Below are 23229 nucleotides of genomic sequence, written 5' to 3'. Positions count from 1 at the left end.
ATGACTGAGCCACTGCTGCAGCTCACTGGTATCACCCGCAGTTTCACCGCTGGCGACCGCGAATTTCTCGCGCTGAAAAACATTAACCTGACGATCAATGCCGGGGAAATGGTCGCGATCATTGGCGCCTCGGGCTCGGGCAAATCGACGCTGATGAACATCCTCGGTTGCCTCGATTACGCCACTGCCGGCAGCTACAGGATCAACGGCCAGGAAACCCGCGATCTGGACAATCAGGCCCTGGCCGAACTGCGCCGCGACTACTTTGGTTTCATCTTCCAGCGTTACCACTTGCTGCCGCATTTGAGCGCGATGCACAACGTCGAGATGCCGGCGATTTACGCCGGCACGCCGCAGCTTCAGCGTCATGCCCGCGCCCGTGAGCTGTTGGCGCGATTGGGCCTGGAAGGGCACCTGACGCATCGGCCGAGCCAGCTCTCTGGCGGTCAGCAGCAGCGGGTGAGTATCGCCCGGGCCCTGATGAACGGCGGCGAAGTGATCCTCGCCGACGAGCCGACGGGCGCCCTCGACACGGCCAGCGGCAAGGAGGTGATGCGCATCCTCCTGGAGTTGCACGCGGCGGGGCATACGGTGATTCTGGTCACCCATGACCCGAAAGTCGCGGCCAACGCCGAGCGCATCATTGAAGTCAGCGACGGCGAAATCCTCAGCGACCGCGCCAACGAACGCGACACCACGCACCTGCTCAGCGATGAACCGGTGACCCCGAAAGCCACTGCGTCGCGGCGTTTGGTCGCTAGCCTCGGGCTATTCAAAGAGGCGTTCAGCATGGCGTGGGTGGCGTTGATTTCCCATCGCATGCGCACCTTGCTGACCATGCTCGGCATTGTCATCGGCATTACTTCTGTGGTGTCGATTTCGGCGGTCGGCGAGGGCGCAAAGAATTACGTGCTCAAGGACATCGCCGCGATTGGCAGCAACACCATCGATGTCTATCCCGGCAGCAGTTATGGCGACAAACGTGCCGCGGCCATTGAAACCCTGACACCGGCCGATGTCACCGCGCTGAATCAGTTGTATTACGTCGACAGCGCCACGCCGATGATCGGCCGCAGCCTGTTGTTGCGTTATCGCAATATCGATCTGGATGCGCAGGTCAACGGCGTCAGCGATCAGTACTTCAAGGTGCGCGGGATCAAGATGGCCGCCGGTATTCCGTTCAGCGAAAGCGATGCGCGACGCCAGGCGCAGGTGGTGGTCATCGATCACAACACCCGGCAGCGCCTGTTCGGGCAAGACGTCGATCCGTTGGGCCAAGTGATCCTCATCGGCAACCTGCCGTGCACGGTGATCGGTGTGGCCGCACAGGATAAAAGCCTGTTCGCCTCGGGCAAGACTCTCAACGTCTGGGTGCCTTACGAAACCGCCGCCGGGCGGGTGTTGGGTCAGCGTTATCTGGACAGCATCAGCGTGCGCATGAAGGACGGCCAGCCGAGCAAAGTGGTGGAAGAGCACGTCACCCAACTGTTGTTGCAACGTCACGGCACCAAGGACTTCTTCACCAACAACCTCGACAGCGTCTTGCAGACCGTGCAGAAAACCAGCCGCTCGCTGGCGTTGCTGTTGTCGCTGATTGCGGTGATTTCGTTGGTGGTGGGCGGTATCGGCGTGATGAACATCATGCTGGTGTCAGTGACCGAACGGACCCGCGAGATCGGTATTCGCATGGCGGTGGGTGCGCGGCAGTCGGACATTCGTCAGCAGTTTCTGGTGGAGGCGGTGATGGTGTGTCTGTTGGGCGGGGCGATCGGGATTTCCCTGTCGTATGCCATCGGGCATTTGTTTTCGGTGTTCATCAAGGAATGGGAGATGGTGTTTTCACTGGCGTCGGTGCTAACGGCGGTGGTGTGTTCGACGTTGATCGGGATTGTGTTTGGCTTTGTGCCGGCGCGGAATGCTTCGCGGCTAGATCCGATTGAGGCGTTGGCGCGGGATTAAGGGCTGACCCTCATCAAATCTGCTGGGCATTGAACAGGTCGTGATGTTGGGGGAATTGCCGGTGAATCAGGCATTGGAGCACGTCGCGGGATTGCCCTCACCCTAACCCTCTCCCAGAGGGAGAGGGGACTGACCGCGGTGTTCTTTCAAGTTACACCGACGTGGCATACCGAGCCGAACTCAGGTTTTGAAAACCACAACGATCGGCTCCCTTTCCCCCTCGCCCCCCTTGGGGGGAGAGGGCTGGGGTGAGGGGGGAATCCCACTGACACACCGCAAAACCTGGAACCACCGCCATCCAGTATTTCCATCAATAAACACCACGCCGTGAGCGCGTTTAAATTACACGAACCGTTACGTCATACCGCCTACAACACCTTGCGTCGTTACCTACGCGTACGCCAGAATCCGCCGGCTTACGCGGCTATGGGTCGGGATATATCGTTTGCCTGTCACTGCAAATCAGTGATCGGGTTTGGTAGCCCGCTTCGGTACCGCCGTATGGCGCCACCTTATGCAGTCTCTTTTTGCGGCTGCGTTTTATATGGTGGACATGCGTGGGGCTCATTCATGAGCGCCGGGTTTCCGTATCGACCGGTCTACCAACCCGCGCATGGCCGCCACCTTCGTTTGGTAGCGAAAGTGATGGCTCCGGTTAATTTCGATACGAGACTTTATCTATGTTCAAAGCCACACCCAACCCACCAGATACCGATCCGATCCCCTACGACGCCGCGCTCGAACCTCAAAACATCAAAGAGGCCACAGAACGGGCGATCAATTTCTACTTAAACCCTTCCTCGCTCAAAACCTCAAAACCCACCCGCAAAACCGGCAAGATCTACCTGATCGACCCCTCCGTCGACGACGAAACCCTGCTCGTTGAAGCCTACGAATCGCTGTCCTCGGCCAGTGACATGGCCCGCGACCTTGCTGACTCGGTCGACAGCCCTCACCGCAAGAAAATGCTGATCCTGCAGCAGGTGATCATGTTGAGTGAATTGGTGGTGAGTCGCGTCCTCGACAATCAGCGCTTGCCCAACTAATTGCGAAACTGTCGCGCGAGTGGTGATGCTGGGGAATTGCCGGTGAATCAGGCATTGGAGCACGTCGCGGGATTGCCCTCACCCTAACCCTCTCCCAGAGGGAGAGGGGACTGACCGCGGTGTTCTTTCGAGGTACGCCGACCTGAAATACCACGTCGAACTCTGGTTTTGAAAAGCACAAAGATCGGCTCCCTTTCCCCCTCGCCCCCCTTGGGGGGAGAGGGCTGGGGTGAGGGGGGAATCTCACTGACACACCCAAAAAACCGAAACCCACACTATCCCTGCGTATCAAGCCGCACTCGACGCCAACGCCTCCAACGGCGAATACATCCAGCGCATCAACGAATGCCGCCCGCTGATCCCCAACTTGATCGCCGCACGTTTCAGATAGCTCTCGACGGTGTTGACCTTCAACGCCAATTGTTCCGCCAATTCCGGCGCCGTGCGCCCGGCGAGCAGGCCGACACATACTTCGGTTTCGCGGTTGGACAGGCTCAGCCCCAGTTGCTCAAGGCGTTCGTCAAAGCGTAGGCGCAAGGTTTCCAGGCCGTTGCCTTCGGCTGCTTCGGACGTGGTCTGCGGATCAGGAGTGGCCGGTTGCAGGGCGTTGATGTGCTTTTCCACCATCGGCAGCAGCACCGGGGAAATGTCCTGCAACAGGCTGCGTTCCTGCGCGGAAAAGCGCTGCGACTCGTCGTTGCGATACACCGAAATCACGTAGCGGTAGCCGTCCTTGCGCCGGGTCAGGTGCAGTTGCGAGGCGTCCGCGCTGGTCGCGGCCGGCGGATTCTGTAAATGGTGGGCCGCCGCACTGTGTTCGGAAAACACCGTTTCGGCGAGCAGGGCCGGCTCTTTCAGCGGCTCACGCTCGCTGCGGCTCGACGCGCGGCCCAGCGGTTCGACACGCATCTGCCGGATGTGCGTGGCGTCTACCGCCAGTTGCGTCAGGATCAGGTCATGCAGCATGCGCGGAAAGTGCCGGCTGCCTGTGCTGGCAATGACCTTGCCGATGTGGGGGAACAAGTGTGAGTTCATATGCGTGTCATCCCTGAGAAGCGTTAATTCAAAAACGTCTGCAGCACTGTCGACGATCTCCTTGGTCGACGAAATACCGCAGACTTGGATCCTATCCTAGTACAACGTTTGAGCGACGGTTTAATGAAGGTGTTATTAGCTCATAACCGCGATGTCGGGTTGCTTGCCCTGTGAGCACCAGCGGTTGCGGCCTTGCTGCTTGGCTTGATACAGGCAGGTATCGGCTGCTTTCAACAGGGTCGCTGGGGTTACCGTGTCATCGACTGGATGCCAAGTGGTAATCCCGGCGCTGGCGGTGACATAGCCCAATGGATGCCCGGCGTGCTCCAGTTTCAGTGCACGGATGGCCTGCAGTATGTCTTCGGTAACCTGAATGGCGCCGGCATTGTCGGTGTTGGGCAGCAGCACGGTGAACTCTTCGCCGCCGTAGCGCACCGCGAGGTCGCTCGGTCGTTTGACCGCTTGCTGGATCGCCTGCCCGACAGCGCTCAGGCAATCATCGCCCGCCGCATGGCCATACTGGTCGTTGTAGCGTTTGAAGTGGTCGACATCGAGCATGATCAATGACAGCGCCGAACCTTGTCGCCGCGCCAGACGGATTTCGTCCACCAGCGCGTTGTCCAGACGTCGGCGGTTGCCCAGTCCGGTGAGGCTGTCAGTCAGCGCCATGTCACGCATGGTCTGGTGCGCGTAGCGAATTTCCCGCTCCATGGCCATGCGCTGGCGCAACTGGTGCAGCACCACCAGGCCGAAACCGCTGAGCACCAAAATCAGAAACACCAGCACGAAGCCGTTTTTCAGCAAATCCTGCTGCCACGGTTCGATGATCGAATCCCGTGAAAGCCCGGCCTCGACCACCAGCGGATAGGTGGTGAGCGCGCGATAGCCATACAACCGCTCAGTGTCGTCGACCACCGCGCGGACTTGCGCAATGCCGGCGTTGGCGTTGGGCAGGTAGACCTTGAAGATCTCGCTGTTGGCCAGGCTTTTGCCGATCACCGAGGCGATGAACGGCCGGCGTACGAGGATGGTGCCGTCGCGCCTGGCCAGCACCAGTGCGCCTTTGTCATCGATTCTGAAGTCGCCGTAATAGTCGACAAAGTAGCTGACCTTGACCGTGCCCAGCAGCACCCCGGCGAACGAGCCGTCGGGATTGTTCAGACGACGGGAGACGGGAATGATCAGGTCATGGGTCGATCGGCTTTCCACCACATCACCGATGCGCACCTGCCGATCATCATGGCTGCGGTGGTATTGAAAGTAATCGCGATCGGCGTTGTTGGCGGTCTCGGGCGTGACTTCCTTGTCGGTGACGAGCCACTGCCCATCCGCGCCGTAGATAAACAAGCCATGCAGCTGCGGCATGATTTTCGATTGCTGCACCAGCAGTTTGTGAATACGCGGCACGTCGAGGTTCTGCAGGCCATCGCCTTCGATACGTTCACTCAGGGCGGCGGTCAGCACATCCATTTGCCGAATGGTGTCTTCGGCATGCTGTGCAGTGGCGCGGGCCAGGTTGGTCACCGAATCGCGCGCGGAGGCGAATGCAGCGCGATAGTCGCGCCAGGTGCGCCAGCTCTCGACCGTCAGAAAGGCCAGTACCACCACCAGCATAAAGCTGACCGTAAGGCGGAATGTCGAGCCGGCGCGCACGGCGTTGCGGGCAGAGGCGGCTCTGCCCGGGTCTTCGGTGTTCGGCTCTGGCGGACGGCGTCCGAGCATGAACATCTCCTTTTCTCATACGTAATGCATCGCAACAGTATGACAAGGATCGCCAAAAAGTTCGGAACAGAGCGCGCGCCGTCGTTGAATTGTCCTGTTTGAGTGGACGGTGAAACGCTTTTCAGCCGATTTATCCCGTCCTCGTGCGTCAGTAATCTGTACCCAACTTGAACGCAACAACAACTTCAAAAACTCAAAAGGGACGCCCACCATGACCACTCCAACCTACAACCGCCTCAACAAAGACGACGCCATCGTGCTGCTGGTTGATCACCAGACCGGCCTGATTTCTCTGGTGCAGGACTTTTCGCCAAACGAGTTCAAGAACAACGTGCTGGCCCTGGCTGATCTGGCGAAGTTCTTCGAACTGCCGACCATCCTCACCACCAGTTTCGAACAAGGCCCGAACGGCCCGCTGGTGCCAGAGCTGAAAGAGATGTTCCCGGATGCGCCGTACATCGCTCGCCCTGGCCAGATCAACGCCTGGGACAACGAAGATTTTGTGAAAGCGATCAAAGCCACCGGGCGCAAGCAGATCATCATTGCCGGTGTAGTCACGGATGTCTGCGTAGCGTTCCCGACCTTGTCAGCGCTGGCGGAAGGGTTTGAGGTGTTTGTGGTGACCGATGCTTCCGGCACTTTCAACACCACCGTGCAACAAGCCGCGTGGAGCCGCATGACCCAGGCCGGTGCGCAGATGATGAACTGGTTCTCGGTGGCCTGTGAACTGCACCGCGACTGGCGCAACGATATTGAAGGCTTGGGCAATCTGCTGTCGCAGCGGATCCCCAACTACCGCAACCTGATGAACAGCTACTCGGCGCTGACTGCTCAGCAGAAGTAAGCCTGCGCGACCGAACAAAAGCCTGCCTTGAAAGCAGGCTTTTTTCGTGTCTGCGCTTTAAAGCGCTGGCAGCGCCGCGATGGTGTTACTTCAGGTTATGGCTGAAGAACTCGGTCAATTTGGCGAAGGGAATCAGGTTGACCCGGTCGTACAAGTCGACATGGCCGGCCCCTGGAATGATCAGCAGCTCTTTGGGCTCGGCCGCGCGCTGATACGCGTCTTCACTGAATTCGCGGGAGTGCGCCTGAGCACCGGCAATGAACAGCAGCGGACGCGGGGAGATGCTCTCGATGTCATTGAACGGGTAGAAGTTCATGAACTTCACATTGCTGACCAGCGTCGGCATGGTGGTGGTCTGCGGCGAAGCGCCGGTCGGAGTGACCTGGCCACGCGGGGTGCGGTAGAAATCGTAGAACTCGTCACCCACGGCGTTGCCGGTGAGTTTCAGCGGTGTGCCGCCGGTGTAGCGGACCGGGCCGCCCCAGAACTGCGCGTTACGCTGCTGCGCCGCCTGTTCAATGATGGATTGGCGTTGCGCTAGCGTGAGCGAATGCTTGAGGCCGTTACGGTTGGCAGCACCCATGTCGTACATGCTGACGGTGGCAATCGCCTTCAAACGTGGGTCGATCTTGGCGGCACTGATGGCGAAGCTGCCACTGCCGCAAATACCGATCACGCCGATACGCTCGCGATCAACCAGTGGGCGAGTGCCGAGAAAGTCCACCGCCGCGCTGAAGTCTTCGGCATAAATGTCCGGTGCAACCGACTGGCGTGGCAGGCCCTCGCTCTCGCCCCAGAAGGACAAGTCGAACGACAGCGTGACGAAACCCTGTTCGGCCATTTTGGTCGCGTAGAGATTGGCGCTTTGCTCTTTCACCGCGCCCATCGGGTGGCCGACGATGATCGCGGCATTTTTTGACTGCGGGTCAAGGTTCTTCAGGCTGAACAGATTGCCTGCGACCTTCATCCCGTACTGGTTCTTGAAGGTGACCTTTTCCACGGTCACTTTATCGCTGGTGTAGAAGTTGTCTGCGCCGTTCGACATATCGGCTCCCATGGCTGAAAAAGTACTGAAGAGCAGCCCGAAGGCCAAGCAAAAACCTTTCACTGGAATGTCCTTGCGATTGAGGGTTTATTCGTCTGAGCCTGTGCCCGAACATTCTCTCGATCAGCGCCTCAGCGCCGTAGTGCATTCCTCTGGATTGCTTGCCTGATCCACTGAATCTGGATTTTCAACGCCGCGCGCATCCGCCGCGGCCGTTTGGCGCGGCGTGCAGAGTAGATATGGCGGCGATGAGAGAGCGGGGGCAGCCGATGAATTACGCTGAGGATTCAGCGCTGGCCTCAACCACTCCGGTTTCAGCCTGACGACCGTTGCGCTGGGTTTCCGGAACCCCGACCCCAAGCAAGACAACCGCCACCGCCGCAATACCGGCCAGGGTCAGAAACGCCGCGCTGTAACCGGCCTCTTGCACAACGAACCCTGCAAGTCCGTTGCTCAACGCCGCGCCGAGTCCGAACGCCGTTGTCAGTGCGCCGAGGCTGACGTTGAAGTGGCCGGTGCCCTGGGTGAGGTCTTTGACCATGATCGGAAACAAGGCGCCAAACAGACCGGCGCCGACGCCGTCGAGCAGCTGCACCGCGACCAGCCAGTAAGCATCGTCCGACAGCGTATAGAGCACACCGCGCAACGGCAGGATCAGAAATCCGGCCAGCAGCAGCGGTTTGCGTCCCCACAGATCGGCTTTCGCCCCGACCAGTAATGCCGCCGGCACCATGACCAGTTGCGCTGCGACGATGCAGGCCGAGGTCAGCGGGGTGGCCATCTGCAAATTGGCTTGCGCAAGTTTTTGACTCACCAGCGGCAACATCGCCGCGTTGGCGAGGTGGAATAGCGCACAGCAAATGGCGAACAGCAACAGCGAGCGGTTGCCCAGCAGCACCGATAAACCGGAAGGCTGGTGATGGCCAGTGTCGGCGGGATCGAGTCCGCGGGCCTGATCATGGTCGATCGCTTCTGGCGATACGCAGGCGATGGCGATGACACTGGCCAGGGTCATGGCCGCCATCAGATAGAACACCGCCACCGGGCCGAACAGATAGGCGAATACGCCGGCGAGGAGGGCGGCGCAGGCGTTGCCGGCATGATTGAAGGTTTCATTGCGCCCGGTTCGCCGGGTGAACGCCCGTGGCCCGGTCATGCCCAGGGTAATCGCACAAATGGCCGGGGCGAATATCGAGGCGGCCATCGCACTCAGGGTTTGCGTCAACGCCACCCACGTGAAGGACGTCACGAACGGCAGCAGCAAGCAACTGCCGGTCACCAGCAGCGCGGCGATCGCAATCAACGCTCGTTTGCGCCGGCTGTTGTCGACCCAGGCGCCGGCGGGTGTCTGGGTGATCAGTGCAGCGACCCCGGCAATGGTCATCACCAGGCCGATGCTGGCCGGCTCCCAGTGATGCACCGCCAACAGGTAAATGGCCAGATAGGGGCCGAGACCGTCGCGCACGTCGGCGAGGAAAAAGTTCAGGCTGTCCAGTGACAGGTTGTTGCGGCGATCGAGGTCAGCGGCCACGGCGGTATCTTCAATATTTGAGGTTTGCGGATGGATTCAACCTCAGCAAGCCTAATGACCTGCGGCCACGAATATAAGTTGCAGGCCGCCGCCGTGTCGTTGCGAAACAACGCCAAGGGGTTGAAAACGACGTTCCGTCACATGGTTGCTGCGCGTTCGTCGCGCTACTTGTATCCTTGCGCCGGTCGAGGACATACGACCGCTGTTATTGCCTTGAATCAGTAACGGCCGGAACCGGAAACCGGACTTTCCATTAGGTACTTTCGTGAAGCGTGATACCCACCTCGTCATCCTCTTGCTGCTGGTCATCGGCTGCTCCCTGGCGTCGCTGACCATCTGGAAAGTGCTGTCCTCGCGCGATCGCGCGCTGGAGGAAGTCAATGTGCACGGGTTGAACCTGACCCAGGCACTCGAGACCTATTCCGAGGGCATTGTCCGGCAAAGTTCGCTGCTGTTGCTCGGGCTGGTCGAGCGCCTGGAAACCGAAGGCAGTGGCCCCGCGCAGATCCAGCGCTTGGGTGCGCTGATCAACCGCCAACAGCCGTTGATGCCACAAATGAGCGGGATCACCATCTATGACCGTCAGGGCCATTGGCTGATGTCGTCCAATCGACCGATTCCGGCGGGTGCCAACAGCAGTGATCGGGCCTATTTCATTCATCATCGCGACGACCCGAGCCGCGAACCTTTTATCGGGCCACCGATACGCAGCCGCTCCAATCAGGAGTGGGTGATCACCGTCAGCCGCCGTTTCAACGATGATCGTGGCGAGTTTGCCGGGGTGGTGGCCGTGACCTTGGGCGTGGAAAACTTCCTGCGCCTGTTCGGCAAACTCGACGTCGGGCAGGAAGGTGCTATCGGTTTGTCGTACACCGACGGCACGTTGCTGGTGCGCTATCCGTTCCGCGAGCAGGACATGGGCCGCAACTTTTCCAAGTCGCCGATCTACGCCAAATACCTGGTCGATCAATCGGTCGGTACCGCGTCGTATACCTCCAGCCTGGATGGCGTCGAACGCCTCTACGCCTTCCGCAAAAGCGAGAAATTGCCGCTGATCACCACGGTCGCCATCGGCAAGCGTGAAGCGCTCACCGCGTGGCGAACCGAGGCACTGCTGTCGGCGGTGGTGGTGGCGGGGCTGTTGGGGCTTACCGGTCTGATCGGCTGGTTCTTGATCCTCGACATCCGTCGCCGGACCCAGATTGAAGGCGAACTGCGCATCGCTCAGCAGCAGTTGCTCGGTTCCAATCGACAGCTGGAACTGCTGGCCATGAAGGATGCGCTGACCGGTCTGGCGAATCGGCGCTGCTTTGACCAGACCCTGGCCACAGAGGGGCGGCGGGCACAGCGCAACAACTCGTCGCTGGCGTTGCTGATGATCGATATCGATTATTTCAAGCGGTTCAATGATGCGCTCGGGCACGTTGCCGGCGACGCCTGTCTGCAAACCGTCGGTAGCGTGCTGGATGCGTGTGTGCGGCGGCCGTCGGACCTGGTGGCGCGCTATGGTGGTGAAGAGTTCGCGGTGATCATGCCCGACACCGATATTGACGGTGCCGAGGTGGTGGCGCAGCTGATAATCGAGCGCTTGCAGTACGCCAATATTGCCCACCCTGACAGTCCCGTGGCCCGCGTGAGCCTGAGCATCGGCATCGCCGCTGCGCGCGGTCCGCAGCTGGATCCGGTGAGCGCTCTGATCGAGTGCGCCGATCAAGCGCTGTATCAAGCGAAAACGGCAGGGCGCAACAGGTTCATGAGGTTCGCTGCGCAACCTTCAATCGAAGTCGATGGTCAGCAGGCCACTGACGCGTGACACCAACGTGTCGACGGCAAACGGTTTGGTCAGCACCTGCATGCCCGGGCCGAGTTGACCGTTGCCGATCACCGAGTTTTCCGCGTACCCGGTAATGAACAAGGTCTTCAGCTTCGGCCTGATTTGCCTGCCCGCATCGGCCATCTGCCGGCCGTTCATGCCGCCGGGCAAACCGACATCGGTAATGAGCAGGTCGATGTGCGCGCTGGAACGCAATACTTCCAGTCCCTCAACGCTGTCGGCCGCTTCGAGCAGGTTGTAGCCGAGATCGTTCAGCACATCCTTGAGCAGCATGCGGACGGTGGGTTCGTCGTCGACAATCAGGATGGTCTCGCCAGTCTTTGCCTGCAGGGTTGCCGAGCTTTGCGCGTCATCCTGATTGCGCTGCGTTTCGCCGACGTAGCGCGGCAGGTAAATGCACATGATGGTGCCTTGACCCACGGTCGATTGCACCCGTACCTGCCCGCCGGATTGCTTGGTGAAACCGTAGATCATCGACAGCCCGAGACCGGTGCCCTGGCCCAGCGGTTTGGTGGTGAAAAACGGGTCGAAGGCCTTGGCGATCACTTCCGCACTCATGCCGGTACCGGTGTCGGCGACCGACAGGCACAGGTATTGGCCTTCGGGCATTTCCCGTACGCGCGCCGATTCAGCATCCAGGGTTCGATTGGCGGTCTCGACGATGATGCTGCCGCCATCGGGCATCGCGTCGCGAGCGTTGATGCACAGGTTGAGCAGGGCGTTTTCCAGTTGACTGGCATCCACCAGTGCTGGCCACAGATCGGCGGCGGCGACCGTCTTCAGGCGAATGCTCGGGCCGACGGTGCGCTGGATCAGTTCGCTCATGCCGGCAATCAGTGCGTTGACTTCAGTCGGCCGTGGATCGAGGGTCTGGCGGCGGGAGAAGGCCAGCAGACGATGGGTCAGGGCGGTGGCGCGTTTGGCGGCGTCCTGGGCGATCTGCATGTATTTGTCGATGTCGTTCAGGCGACCCTGGGCGATGCGTTTGTCCATCAGCTCAAGGGATGCGCAGATGCCCGCCAGCAGGTTGTTGAAGTCATGGGCCAGACCGCCGGTGAGCTGCCCGACCGCTTCCATCTTCTGCGATTGGCGCAACTTTTCTTCGGCCTGCATCAGGTCGGCGGTGCGCGCAGAGACCCGTTGTTCCAGTGTGTCGTTGAGGGCTTTCAATGCGGCGGTGACCCGGTCGCGCTCAGCTTCGACGTTGCGCCGGTCTTCGACATCGATGAGCACGCCGGGAAAGCGCAAAGGCGTGCCGTCTTCGGCGCACTCGACGCGGCCGTTCGCTTCAATCCAGGTGTATTTGCCATCCGCGCCGCGCACTCGGTATTGGTGCGAATAGGCACCTCCCCGGGCAATGACTTCGTTGATCGCGGTGGTGAGTCCTTCCCTGTCGTCCGGGTGCACGGTCATCACCACTTGTTCCAGGCTCAGACCGTCAAGACCCCAGGCCGGGTCGAGGTCGAACACCCGCGCGAAGGCTTCATCGACGCTGAAACGATCGCTGGGCAGGTGCCAGTGCCAGGTACCGATAATGGCGCCGGCGGCGAGGGCGAGCTGGACACGTTCGACGTTTTCCCGAGCGACCGCTTCGCTGATGCGCAAGCGTTCTTGCGCGTCGCGGCGTTCGGTGACATCGCTGAAGAAGATCGCAATCTGCCGATCGGCCGGGTCGCCGACGCGGACGGCGCGCACATCGAACCAGCGTTCGAAGGTATTGGCGTAGTTCTCGAAGTTGGCCGGCTCGCCGGTCTTGGCCACATGGCCGTAGGTTTCGAACCAGAATTTCTCCAGGTTGGGCGCAAACTCGGTGACCCACTTGCCCCGCAGGTTGACCCCGGCCTGACGTTCGAATGCCGGGTTGGCCTCGACAAAGTAGTAATCGATGGGGTGGTCGTCGGCGTCGAATTTGACTTTGACGATGGCGAACGCCGCCTCGATGGTCTCCAGAATGGTGCTGAAGCGCTCTTCACTCTGGCGCAGTGCGGTTTCGGCGCTGCGCGAACGGGTCAGGTCGAGCATCGCACCGATCATGCGTTCGGCCTGGCCATCGGCATTGCGGATCAGATGTCCACGGTCAAGCACTTCGGCGTATGAACCATCGTGGCAGAGGAAGCGGTACTCAGCGCTCCAGGTCGTCCCGGAGCCGTCAATCGCCGAGCGAATCGAGGTGGTCACGCGCGAGCGATCCTGCGTGTGAATCTGCGCAAATCGCCAGTCACACGTCGGCTCGATGGCTGCTGACGCGTAGCCATACGCCTGTTGCAGCGAGTCGTTCCAGATGACCTGATTGGTTTTCAGATCCCAGTCCCAGACGGCGTCGCAGGTCGCCTTGACGGCCAGACGCAGGCGCGTGACCTCAGACTCAAGCTCCTCGCGAGTAAGCTGTTTCAGGATGTTCACCCTTCATGCGTTGATGGTTGGCTTGCGTTCAATTGGCGTGTTTCAAGCCCTCTGCTTCACAAGCTTTGTGAGCCATTGACCCGGGGCCTCATGTTTAAGTTGCACAGGGATGAAGGCTCGCGCGCGTTCATAGCGATTCGCCGCGATCCAGTTTGTCGAGCAGCCCTTGCCCGCGTTGCCACAAAGCCTGCTGTTTTTCCAACGGCATGCGATCAAGGTTTTTGTACATCATGCCCATGCGCTGATTGCTGCGCAGAAGGTCGCCGTGGCGCATCAGGAAATGCCAGTACAAGGCATTGAACGGGCAGGCGTTGTCAGCCGTGGTTTCGCGCACCGAGTAGGCACAGTCGCGACAGTAGTCGGACATCCGGTTGATGTACTGGCCGCTGGCGCAATAAGGCTTGGAACCGAGGTAACCGCCGTCGGCGTGCATGACCATGCCGAGGGTATTGGGCAGCTCGACCCAGTCGAACGCGTCCATATAGATGGCCAGATACCATTCACAGATCTGGCTCGGCGCGATGCCGGCGAGCAGGGCGAAATTGCCGGTGACCATCAGGCGCTGAATGTGATGGGCGTAGGCGTGTTTGAGGCTTTGGCCGATGGCCTGGCGCATGCAGTTCATTTGCGTGTCGCCGGTCCAGTAAAACTCTGGCAGGCGCCGCGTGTTACCGAAGGCATTGCCCTCGGCGTATTCCGGCATGTGCAGCCAATAAACGCCCCGCACATATTCGCGCCAGCCGATCAGTTGGCGGATGAAGCCTTCGGCGGCATTCAGCGCGATGGTGCCGGACCAGTAGGCCGACTCCACGTCACTGCAGAGTTGACGCAGATCGAGCAAGCCAATGTTCAGTGCAGCGCTGATGCGCGCATGGAACAGAAACGGCTCGTTGCTGGCCATGGCGTCCTGATAATCGCCGAATCCGGCCAGGCCGTAATCGAGAAAGTACGCCCACAATGCCTGGGCATCGGCATGGGTCACCGGATAGTTGAAATCATCGAGGCTGCCGTAGTGACTGGCGAAGCGTTCCTTGACCAGTGCGAGCACTTCGAGGGTGATTGCATCGTTGGTAAAACCCGCCGGGTAGGGCGCCTTGACGGATTTGGGCAGGGCTTTGCGATTGTCAGCATCAAAGTTCCACGCGCCGCCGACTGGCGTGCCATCGCCGTTGAGCAGCAGACGACTTTTGCGGCGCATCTCGCGGTAGAAGAACTCCATGCGCAACTGCTTTTTGCCAGCGGCCCACGCACGGAATTCGTCGCGGCTGCAGAGGAAACGGTTATCGGCATGCCAGTGGATCGGCAAGCCACAATCCTTCAGTGATTGCTCCAGACGCCAGTCGCCGCATTCGGTCAGGTGCACCTCGTTCGCTTGCAGTAGCGCCTGCCAGCGCTTTAATTCGCCGGGCACCGAGCCGCTGTTGTGCGGGTCGTCGAGGGTCACGTACTGCACTTGGAAGCCCTGGTTTTCCAACGCCTTAGCGAAGTGACGCATGGCGCTGAAGATCAGGGCGATCTTCTGTGGGTGATGAGCAACGTGGCTGGCTTCTTCCATGACCTCGACCAGCAGCACACGGTCCTGTTCGCGATCCAGACCGGCCAATGAAGCCAGATCAAACGATAACTGGTCACCCAGCACGAGGCACAGCCGACGGGGTTTGTTCATTTCACGGATTCAGCATAGTGAGCAGCAGGCTGCCGAGTGGACGTTTAGGTACTAAGTCCAGATAGTTGTACAGATTGTAGTCTGTGTATAGGTTTTTGTGCGGTGAATATTCACATCCCCCTGTGGGAGCGAGCCTGCTCGCGAAGGCGTCGTCACATTCAACATGTTGGCTGACTGACACGCCGCTTTCGCGAGCAGGCTCGCTCCCACAAGGGCTTGCACTCCGACGCGGATGAACGTTCCCGCTGTTGCGGGAGCGCTTGACGCCGCGTGGAAAGGCTTAGCCGGGATAAACGGGGTAATCCACATAGCCCTCGGCGTTACCGCCATACACCGTCGCCGGGTTCAACACATTCAACGGCCAGTCATTGGCAATGCGCGCCGGCAGATCGGGGTTGGCCATGAACGGGCGGCCGAAAGCGACGAAGTCTGCCAGCCCGGAATCGAGCAGTTGCGCGCCGGATTCGGCTGTGTAGCGCCCGGCATAAATGATCGCGCCGCTGAAGGTCTCGCGCACGGCCTGACGGAACGTTTGTGGCATCGCCGGCGCGTTGTCCCAGTCGGCTTCGGCGATCGACAGATAAGCAATGCCCACGTCCTCCAGCACTTTGATCGCTTCGATGTAAGTGGTGTGCGGATCTTCCTCGACCATGCCCAGGTAAGTGCGCGCTTCATCGGTGGTGGTAAACAGTGGGGCGAAGCGCACGCCGACTTTTTCCTTGCCAATGCATTCGGCGACGCCGGCGACCACTTCCTTGAGAAAGCGCAGGCGGTTGTGCAGCGAGCCACCGTACTGGTCGTCGCGCAAATTGCTGTGTGCGGAGATGAACTGGTTGACCAGATAACCGTTGGCGCAGTGCAATTCGATGCCGTCGAAACCGGCGTCCATGGCGTTGCGCGCCGCCTGAATGTACAGCTGAACCAACTCCTGAACTTCATCGGTGCTCAGCGCACGAGGTGCCGACGGTGGCACCAGTTCACCGGCGCCAGGCGCAGTTTCGATAAACACGCTGACCCGATCGGTAGCCACGGCAGAGGCGGAAACCGGCGCCGCGCCGTCAGGTTGCAGCGCGGTGTGCGAGACACGGCCGACGTGCCACAACTGGGCGAAGATCACCCCGTCCACGGCATGCACGGCCTCGGTAACTTTGCGCCAACCGGCGATTTGCTCAGGCGTATGAATCCCTGGCGTCCACGCATAGCCCTGACCTCGGGGTTCGATCTGCGTGCCTTCGGTGACCAGCAAACCGGCGCCGGCGCGCTGTTGGTAATACTCGGCCATCAGTTCATTGGCGATGTTGCCCGGTTGGGTGCTGCGCTGGCGGGTGAGGGGCGGCAGAACGATGCGGTTTTTCAGGGTGTGATGGCCGAGTTTGGCCGGGGTGAAGAACGGGCTGCTATTCATGGATTACCTTGTATTGGCATTTAATAGACCAGTCGTCTACTGGCCGGGTGAAAAAATAACGCCGGGCAAGACGCACCCGGCGTTAGGAAGGTTGGAAGCGAGGGTTTAGCCCAGCATCTCCAGCAGTTTTTTCGCGACGGCGGCGGAGCTGGCAGGGTTCTGGCCAGTGACCAGTTGCCCATCGGCGACCACATGAACCTGCCAGTCAGCCACTTTCGAGTAATAACCGCCGAGGCGCTGGAACTCGTCCTCGATCAGGAACGGCACCACGTCCGTCAGGCCAACGGCCTCTTCTTCGGCATTGGTGAAACCGGTGACCTGGCGGTGCTGGACCAGCGGTTTGCCGTCAGCGGTGAGGGCGTGACGTAACACACCCGGCGCATGGCAGACAAAACCGTGGGGTTTGTTGGCGCGGTCAAACGCTTCAATCAAAGCGATCGACTGTTTGTCTTCGGCCAGGTCCCACAGTGGGCCGTGGCCGCCCGGGTAAAACACCGCATCGAAATCCTCAGCGCTGACATCGGCCAAGCGGCCGGTATTGGCCAGTGCCTGTTGCGCGGCGGAGTCTTTGCGGAAGCGATCAGTCTCGGCAGTCTGCGCATCAGGCTCATCGCTTTTCGGGTCCAGCGGCGGCTGGCCACCGGCCGGCGAGACCAAGGTGACGTCGGCGCCGGCGTCCTTGAAGGCGTAGTAGGGCGCGGCGAACTCTTCCAGCCAGAAGCCGGTTTTCTTGCCGGTGTTGCCGAGTTGATCGTGGGAAGTCAAAACCATCAGGATTTTCATAGAGCACCTTGAGTCGATCAGGTGTCTTCGATTGAGCGAAGGATTCGCACATCGGCCACACCGGTCAGAAAACGTTTGTCGGAGCGCAGCATAGATTCCAATTAGACCAGTCGTCTAGTAATTTTTTATCCTGCGGTTTTTCATCGACAGGTATGGCAAACTTCCGTTCCTCCGAAAATACGACTGGTCTTTTGCCTGGTAATTTGCGCCCCCATGAAACCGACCTACGACGACACCCGCCAACACTTGCTCGACACCGGCCACCGGATGATGGCCGAGAAGGGCTTCACCAGTGTCGGCCTCAACGAAATCCTGCAGACCGCGGGCGTGCCCAAGGGTTCGTTCTATCACTACTTCAAATCCAAAGAGTTGTACGGTCAGGCGTTGCTGGCGGATTACTTCGTCGGCTATCTCGCCGACATGGAGCGGCGCCTGACGCTGCCAGGCTTGAGCGCCTATGAGCGGTTGATGGATTACTGGCAGGGCTGGCAGAACCGCTGCACCCTCGAAGGCCACGGCGATGAGTGTCTGGTGGTGAAACTCAGCGCCGAAGTCGCCGACCTGTCGGAGTCTATGCGCCTGACCTTGCGCGATGGCGCCGAGCAAGTGGTGGCGCGCATCACTCTGTGCATCGAGCAGGGCCAGGCCGAAAACAGCCTGCCCGCAGGCGACGCCCGGCATCTGGCGGAAACCCTTTATCAGCTGTGGTTGGGCGCCAGTTTGCTGAACAAATTGCAGCGTACCGGGCAGTCGCTGCAGACCTCGATGGCGATGACCCGACAACTGCTGGCGGTGTGAGCGGCGGGGCCGTTGTGGCCCAGGTTACATGGCTCAACACACCTCGCCCTGACTGTTGCAGGGCCGCACATCCTCGGCACGCCATTGTTTGATCAAGCGCCGGCGGTCAGGCGCGTAGTGTTCGACGAGCACCTGCACCGTCGCAAGGTCAGCCATATCGATCACGCGAAACCGGCTGTCGCCTTCGCACCACGCCGCGATGCAGCGCTTGCCTTCGATAAAGCCCAACATGATCGGCCAGATGATGTGTTCGGCGGCCTCCGCATGTTCGAGCGCTAGCGCGATGCGCAGCTTGTTCTGCTCGCGCAGCGCCCGACGAATCTCGCTGAGGTCGATGGTTGTGCCGGGCTTGTGCGGCTTGGCCACGTAAAAGGTTTCGTCTTCGAAGATCGGCCGCATCTGCGCGGGCAGCACGGCACTGATTTTCGCCAGGGCATTGTTGACGGCGCCCGCGAGTTGGCTGTCGGTCTGCCGGCTGACCCATTGCGCGCCGATGACCAAGGCTTGTATTTCCTCGGCGCTGAACGATAGCGGCGGCAGGACAAAACCGGGCTTGAGCACATACCCAAGGCCCGGCTCGCCGTCGATCTCGGCCCCCATGCCTTGCAGCGTGACGATATCGCGGCGAATGGTGCGCAACGACACGCCCAATTCAGCCGCCAAGGCTTTGCCGGACACCGTACGACGATGACGCCGCAGCGCTTGCATCAGCTCAAACAGACGATGACTTCTGGCCATTAACGCTCCATGGCGACGACACCTTTGCCGCCGAGTTTGCGGCCCTGTTCGAGCTCGCGGATCAGTTGTATGGCGCCGTCCAGCGGCACCACTTCTCCTAGCCGAATCTTCAAGCGTGCCTCAATGGCGGCACTGGCCAGTGTTTCGAGGATTTCGTGTCGCGGTGTGCCGATGACCAGTTTCAGTCGCCGATCAATCAGGCCGCGCAGGAATTTACCCGGACCCGGATTGAGATCAAGCAAACAGCCGCCCGGACGCAGCAATCCGATACCGGTCGAGACCGTCATCGTCGCGGCCGTGTCATACACCATATCGAAGCGCGCCGGCAGTCTTGTCAGGTCCGTTAACCGGTAGTCGTAGACGGTCGATACCCCCAGCGCCTGTGCCCGGGCAACATCCGACGCGCTGCAACTGCCCGATACCGTGGCCCCCGACATCAGGGCGATCTGCACCGCCGCTTCGCCGACAGCCCCGGCGCAACCATTGATGAAAACCTGCTGACCGGCTTGCAGTCTGGCCTTGTCGATCAACCCGTTCCACGCGGTAATGCCCGGTGTGCCGAGGCACGCCGCATCGGCGAAGGAAAGAGTATCCGGTTTGCTCGCCAGAAAGTCCTCCCTGGTCACGACGGCTTCGCCCAATGCGCCACTTTCTTTGAAGCGGGATAGCCCGAAAACCGCGTCGCCGACCTGGAAGCGTCTGACACTCGCCCCAACCGCAAGAACCACGCCAGAGAAATCCATACCCATCGCGCGCGGAAATGTTCTGCCGGTGATCAGCTTCATCCGGCCCTGACGCAACTTCCAGTCAATGGGGTTGATCGCTGCAAATCTGACCTGCACGAGCACTTCATCCTTGCCGGGTGCTGGCAACTGGGATGCTTCGATGCGCATCACTTCCGGACCGCCGTAGCACGAGTACTGAATACGTTTATAGCCTGCTGACATGTTGGGTTCGCCTTCCGAGAGTGGACATGACACCGACTCTATAACGGGGCAGTGCCAGTTTTTGGCACCATTCGCTTTCTATGGAGGAGGCAGATTGATGAGCGGTGTTCATGACTTCATGAAGCTGAGCGCAGATAGTCGCAAGATCCTCGTCGGTTTACCGTAGCGGCTGATTATCCCGTCAGCAGGAGCTTAACGATGGCAGCACTCCCGGTTCGTAGCGTGACCCACTCCAGCCGACTTCTGTTAACGGCCATCGCACTGTTGCTGACAGCCTGTGCTTCAACTGAAAAAGGTTCGACCTCCATGAAACGTTCACCTGCAATGACCTCCGATGCCGCGGCTGCCGTGTCCCCGGCACTGGCTCATAACACCGATGCCATGTTGTTCGGCGAAGTATGGAAACGCCCGGGATTGTCACCGCGTGACCGCAGTCTGGTGACGGTTGCGGTGTTGATTGCACGCGGGCAAACCGCCGAGATGGCCGCGCAATTCAACCTTGCGCTGGACAACGGTGTCACGCCGCTTGAGCTGTCCGAAACGCTCAATCACCTGGCGTTTTATTCCGGTTGGGGCAATGCGTCAGCGGCTCTGCCTATCGCCGGCGAGGTGTTCTCCGCGCGCAACATCGATGCTGAGCAACTGGCACCGGTTGCGCCGTCGTTGCTGCCGCTGGACCAGGTTCGCGAAGCTGACCGCGTGGAGCGCGTGAATGCGGCGGTGGGATCAGTGGCGCCGGGGCTGGTCGAGTTCACCACCAAAGCGCTGTTCCGCGATCTGTGGTTGCGGCCAGGTCTGGCGCCTCGCGATCGCAGCCTGATCACGGTCAGTTCGTTGGTGGCCAACGGGCAGACCGGCCAGGTCGGCTATCACTTGGGTCGGGCGATGGACAACGGTTTGAGTCAGACCGAAGCGGCGGAAATGATTACCCAACTGGCGTTCTATGCTGGATGGCCGAATGCGTTTTCCGCCGTGCCGGTGTTCAAGGAAGTGTTCAGCCAGCGCGCGCCGGGCTGACTGAACAGGGCGTCAAATCTGCTCCGGCAAGTGCGCGATAAGTTTGTCCAGCGTGATCGGATAATCGCGCACGCGCACCCCGGTGGCGTTGTAAATCGCATTGGCGATGGCCGCTGCGGCGCCACTGATGCCCAACTCGCCGACACCTTTGGCCTTGAGCGGCGTGGCGTACGGATCAACCTCATCGAGGAAAATCACCTGCTGATGGGGAATGTCGGCGTGCACCGGCACTTCGTAACCGGCGAGGTCATGGTTGACGAAAAAACCACGGTGCTTGTCGACCTGCAGTTCTTCCATCAGTGCGGCCCCGGCGCCCATGGTCATGCCGCCGATGATTTGGCTGCGCGCGGTCTTCGGATTGAGAATCCGCCCTGCTGCGCAGACCGCCAATTGGCGACGCAGACGAATCTCGCCGGTCGCCGCGTTGACCGCGACTTCGGCGAAATGTGCGCCAAAGGTCTGCTGGGCAAAGCGCTGGGCCAGATCGCCGAACTCCATGCGGTCTTCGCCAACGAGATCGCCTGCGGCCGCCGCGTGAGCCAAAGGAAAATGCCGCGTGCCATCGTGCACCTCGCCGTGGGCAAATTCGGCCGTTTGCGGATCAAATCCGACGGCGCGGGCAGCGGCTTCGCGCAACTTGACGCAAGCGGCATAGACCCCGGCGGTTGACGACGCCGCCCCCCATTGCCCGCCCGATCCCGACGACTCCGGAAAGCGCGAGTCGCCAAGGCGCACTTCGACCCGGTCCAGTTCCACACCCATCATCTCGGCGGCGGTCTGCGCAATGATCGTGTAGCTGCCGGTGCCGATATCAGTCATGTCGGTTTCGACGGTGATTGTGCCCTGCCGGTCAAGGCGCACACGGGCCGCTGATGCGGTGGTTGGCGCGCCACGTATGGCAGACGCCAGACCGATGCCAATCAGCCAGCCATTCTCCAGGCGTTGGCCGGCGCTTGCGTTACGCTGGTGCCAGCCGAAGTGCTCGGCGCCGGTTTCTAAGCACTCGACGAGTTGCCGTGTCGAGAACGGTCGTGATGGCTGTTCGGGGTCGACCTGGGTGTCGTTGAGCAGGCGCAACTGCAGTGGGTCGATGCCGAGTTTTTCCGCCAGTTCATCCATGGCAATTTCCAGCGCCATCATCCCCGGTGCTTCCCCCGGCGCGCGCATGGCCGAGCCTTCAGCCAGGTCCAGCACGGCAAGATTCAAGCGGGTCATGCGGTTGGCGCCAGCGTAGAGCAAACGTGTCGAGGCCGTCGCGGCTTCGGCCCGGCCCCCGGGCAGGTTGCCTGACCAACTCTCATGGCCGATGGCAGTGATCAAACCCTCGCGGCTGGCACCGAGGCGAATGCGTTGGAGCGTCGCGGGGCGATGGGTCAAATTGTTGAACATCAGCGGACGCGGCAGCGCGACTTTCACCGGACGCCCGGCGTGGCATGCCGCCAGCGACGCCAGCACCGCGTCACACAGGATCGTGCCTTTGCCGCCGAAACCGCCGCCGATGTAGGGCGATATCAAACGAATATCTTCTTTGCGTATACCGAGTGTCCTGGCCAGATCGCGCACGCCCCAGTTGATCTGCTGGATCGACGTCCACAACGTCAGCGAATTGCCGTTCCACTGGGCGATGGTGGCGTGGGGTTCCATCATCGCGTGCGCCTGATCCGGCGTGCTGTAGTGCTGATCGATCTGGATCGGTGCGGCGCTGAAGGCGCCTTCGAAATCTCCTGTCTGCGTCTGCGGCGGAGGGCCGAAACCGGCGGGTGGGGGCGGTGTGGCCGAATCCTTGGCGGCCGCCAGATCGAACGCGCCGGGTTCGGCCACATAGGTGATTTCCAGCAGGTGGGCGGCGCTGCGGGCCTCTTCAAATGTCTGCGCGACGACGATCGCGACAGCCTGGTGATAGTGGTCCACCTGCGGGCCGGCCAAGGCGCGCGCGACATAGAACTCGCCCTTGGCCAAAGGCCCGGCATTCTCGTAGGTGACGATCGCGATCACCCCGGAACTGTTGCTCGCCTGCGTCGAGTCGATCGAGGCAATTCGTCCCTTGCCGATCCCGGCGCCGACGATATACCCATAGGCCGGATTGGGCACTGCGGCATGTTGTTCATACGCGTAGGGCGCGGTCCCGGTGGTTTTCAACTTGCCATCGATGCGGTCGGCGGGCTTGCCGATGACGTTCAATTGATCGATCGGATTAGTGCCGGCCGGTGTGTCGAATTTCATCGCTGAGTTCCTCTTCGGGCGGGCTGTCGGCCACCGCCGGGCGCCTCAGCGCCAGCGTTTGCAGGCCATATCGCCTACGAGCCTAGGCCATTGAACCGCATCTGATAATGCGCCTTGCCAGGATGGAGTCATGAGTCCGGCTCACGAATCCTGACCAACATGACAAATAAGAATAAGTTTCAATTACACGATCTCTGGTATACCATCCGCGCCGCTGTTCTGGCGGTTTCACC

The 23229-nt window shown here is 60.5% G+C and carries 17 protein-coding genes; 6 read left to right on the top strand and 11 right to left on the bottom strand.

Annotation, left to right across the window (positions count from 1 at the left end):
- A complete protein-coding gene (locus tag VY732_RS17565) occupies positions 1-1959 on the top strand; it encodes a MacB family efflux pump subunit (RefSeq protein WP_331691316.1) in 1959 nt (652 codons plus the stop codon).
- Between the two features lie 680 nt (positions 1960-2639).
- Entirely contained in the window at positions 2640-3005 is a 366-nt protein-coding gene (locus tag VY732_RS17560; RefSeq protein WP_331691315.1) for a DUF6124 family protein, read from the top strand.
- 288 nt (positions 3006-3293) lie between these two features.
- Here VY732_RS17560 and VY732_RS17555 read toward each other — a convergent pair whose 3' ends face one another.
- Positions 3294-4040, bottom strand: coding sequence for a response regulator transcription factor (locus VY732_RS17555; RefSeq protein WP_331691314.1), 747 nt, complete (start codon positions 4038-4040; stop codon positions 3294-3296).
- Positions 4041-4175: 135 nt separating this feature from the next.
- Entirely contained in the window at positions 4176-5762 is a 1587-nt protein-coding gene (locus tag VY732_RS17550; protein ID WP_137216541.1) for a sensor domain-containing diguanylate cyclase, read from the bottom strand.
- Between the two features lie 211 nt (positions 5763-5973).
- On the opposite strand from VY732_RS17550, the gene ycaC reads away from it, so the two are divergent.
- Positions 5974-6606, top strand: a complete 633-nt coding sequence (gene ycaC, locus VY732_RS17545; RefSeq protein WP_007915995.1) for an isochorismate family cysteine hydrolase YcaC — start codon at positions 5974-5976, stop codon at positions 6604-6606.
- An 85-nt stretch (positions 6607-6691) separates the two neighbouring features.
- Here the strand turns inward: ycaC and VY732_RS17540 are convergent, their stop codons facing one another.
- Together VY732_RS17540 and VY732_RS17535 are read right to left on the bottom strand one after the other, a co-directional pair.
- On the bottom strand, positions 6692-7714 hold the full coding sequence (locus tag VY732_RS17540; RefSeq protein WP_102899157.1) for an alpha/beta hydrolase: 1023 nt from the start codon (positions 7712-7714) through the stop codon (positions 6692-6694).
- A 211-nt stretch (positions 7715-7925) separates the two neighbouring features.
- A complete protein-coding gene (locus VY732_RS17535; protein WP_331691313.1) occupies positions 7926-9182 on the bottom strand; it encodes an MFS transporter in 1257 nt (418 codons plus the stop codon).
- Between the two features lie 265 nt (positions 9183-9447).
- Between VY732_RS17535 and VY732_RS17530 the strand changes: the two genes are divergently transcribed.
- A complete protein-coding gene (locus VY732_RS17530; RefSeq protein WP_331691312.1) occupies positions 9448-10995 on the top strand; it encodes a sensor domain-containing diguanylate cyclase in 1548 nt (515 codons plus the stop codon).
- Here the strand turns inward: VY732_RS17530 and VY732_RS17525 are convergent.
- The 4 genes from VY732_RS17525 to VY732_RS17505 all read right to left on the bottom strand — a co-directional run bounded on the left by VY732_RS17525 (position 10957) and on the right by VY732_RS17505 (position 17273).
- Complete coding sequence (locus tag VY732_RS17525; protein ID WP_331691311.1) at positions 10957-13419, bottom strand: PAS domain-containing protein; 2463 nt, start codon at positions 13417-13419, stop codon at positions 10957-10959. The genes VY732_RS17530 and VY732_RS17525 overlap by 39 nt on opposite strands.
- A 127-nt stretch (positions 13420-13546) precedes the next feature.
- On the bottom strand, positions 13547-15085 hold the full coding sequence (locus VY732_RS17520; protein ID WP_331691310.1) for a cryptochrome/photolyase family protein: 1539 nt from the start codon (positions 15083-15085) through the stop codon (positions 13547-13549).
- Positions 15086-15365: 280 nt separating this feature from the next.
- The gene (locus VY732_RS17510) at positions 15366-16490 is read right to left on the bottom strand and encodes an alkene reductase (RefSeq protein ID WP_331691309.1); all 1125 of its coding nucleotides are present in this window, start codon (positions 16488-16490) and stop codon (positions 15366-15368) included.
- 105 nt (positions 16491-16595) lie between these two features.
- Positions 16596-17273, bottom strand: a complete 678-nt coding sequence (locus VY732_RS17505; RefSeq protein ID WP_077572445.1) for a type 1 glutamine amidotransferase domain-containing protein — start codon at positions 17271-17273, stop codon at positions 16596-16598.
- 213 nt (positions 17274-17486) lie between these two features.
- Here VY732_RS17505 and VY732_RS17500 point away from each other — a divergent pair, with 213 nt between their 5' ends.
- On the top strand, positions 17487-18071 hold the full coding sequence (locus tag VY732_RS17500) for a TetR/AcrR family transcriptional regulator (RefSeq protein WP_095118458.1): 585 nt from the start codon (positions 17487-17489) through the stop codon (positions 18069-18071).
- A 33-nt stretch (positions 18072-18104) separates the two neighbouring features.
- Here VY732_RS17500 and VY732_RS17495 read toward each other — a convergent pair whose 3' ends face one another.
- A complete protein-coding gene (locus VY732_RS17495) occupies positions 18105-18809 on the bottom strand; it encodes a helix-turn-helix transcriptional regulator (RefSeq protein ID WP_102899148.1) in 705 nt (234 codons plus the stop codon).
- A complete protein-coding gene (locus VY732_RS17490; protein WP_331691308.1) occupies positions 18809-19756 on the bottom strand; it encodes an NAD(P)-dependent alcohol dehydrogenase in 948 nt (315 codons plus the stop codon). Before VY732_RS17490 ends, VY732_RS17495 begins: the two co-directional genes overlap by 1 nt.
- Before the next feature lie 198 nt (positions 19757-19954).
- Between VY732_RS17490 and VY732_RS17485 the strand changes: the two genes are divergently transcribed.
- Positions 19955-20773, top strand: coding sequence for a carboxymuconolactone decarboxylase family protein (locus VY732_RS17485; RefSeq protein ID WP_371042936.1), 819 nt, complete (start codon positions 19955-19957; stop codon positions 20771-20773).
- Between the two features lie 12 nt (positions 20774-20785).
- Here the strand turns inward: VY732_RS17485 and paoC are convergent, their stop codons facing one another.
- Positions 20786-22996, bottom strand: a complete 2211-nt coding sequence (paoC, locus tag VY732_RS17480) for an aldehyde oxidoreductase molybdenum-binding subunit PaoC (RefSeq protein WP_331691306.1) — start codon at positions 22994-22996, stop codon at positions 20786-20788.
- Between the last annotated feature and the right edge of the window lie 233 nt (positions 22997-23229).

The organism is Pseudomonas sp. ZY71 (assembly GCF_036542145.1).
In the GTDB taxonomy this organism is placed as follows: domain Bacteria; phylum Pseudomonadota; class Gammaproteobacteria; order Pseudomonadales; family Pseudomonadaceae; genus Aquipseudomonas; species Aquipseudomonas koreensis_A.
This window is presented reverse-complemented; position numbering and strand designations above follow the sequence as displayed.

Coding starts and splice junctions, on each gene's coding strand:
- VY732_RS17565 (WP_331691316.1), top strand. CDS start 1: ATGACTGAGCCACTGCTGCAGCTCACTGGTATCACCCGCAGTTTCACC.
- VY732_RS17560 (WP_331691315.1), top strand. CDS start 2,640: ATGTTCAAAGCCACACCCAACCCACCAGATACCGATCCGATCCCCTAC.
- VY732_RS17555 (WP_331691314.1), bottom strand. CDS start 4,040: ATGAACTCACACTTGTTCCCCCACATCGGCAAGGTCATTGCCAGCACA.
- VY732_RS17550 (WP_137216541.1), bottom strand. CDS start 5,762: ATGCTCGGACGCCGTCCGCCAGAGCCGAACACCGAAGACCCGGGCAGA.
- ycaC (WP_007915995.1), top strand. CDS start 5,974: ATGACCACTCCAACCTACAACCGCCTCAACAAAGACGACGCCATCGTG.
- VY732_RS17520 (WP_331691310.1), bottom strand. CDS start 15,085: ATGAACAAACCCCGTCGGCTGTGCCTCGTGCTGGGTGACCAGTTATCG.
- VY732_RS17510 (WP_331691309.1), bottom strand. CDS start 16,490: ATGAATAGCAGCCCGTTCTTCACCCCGGCCAAACTCGGCCATCACACC.
- VY732_RS17505 (WP_077572445.1), bottom strand. CDS start 17,273: ATGAAAATCCTGATGGTTTTGACTTCCCACGATCAACTCGGCAACACC.
- VY732_RS17500 (WP_095118458.1), top strand. CDS start 17,487: ATGAAACCGACCTACGACGACACCCGCCAACACTTGCTCGACACCGGC.
- VY732_RS17495 (WP_102899148.1), bottom strand. CDS start 18,809: ATGGCCAGAAGTCATCGTCTGTTTGAGCTGATGCAAGCGCTGCGGCGT.
- VY732_RS17490 (WP_331691308.1), bottom strand. CDS start 19,756: ATGTCAGCAGGCTATAAACGTATTCAGTACTCGTGCTACGGCGGTCCG.
- VY732_RS17485 (WP_371042936.1), top strand. CDS start 19,955: ATGGCAGCACTCCCGGTTCGTAGCGTGACCCACTCCAGCCGACTTCTG.
- paoC (WP_331691306.1), bottom strand. CDS start 22,996: ATGAAATTCGACACACCGGCCGGCACTAATCCGATCGATCAATTGAAC.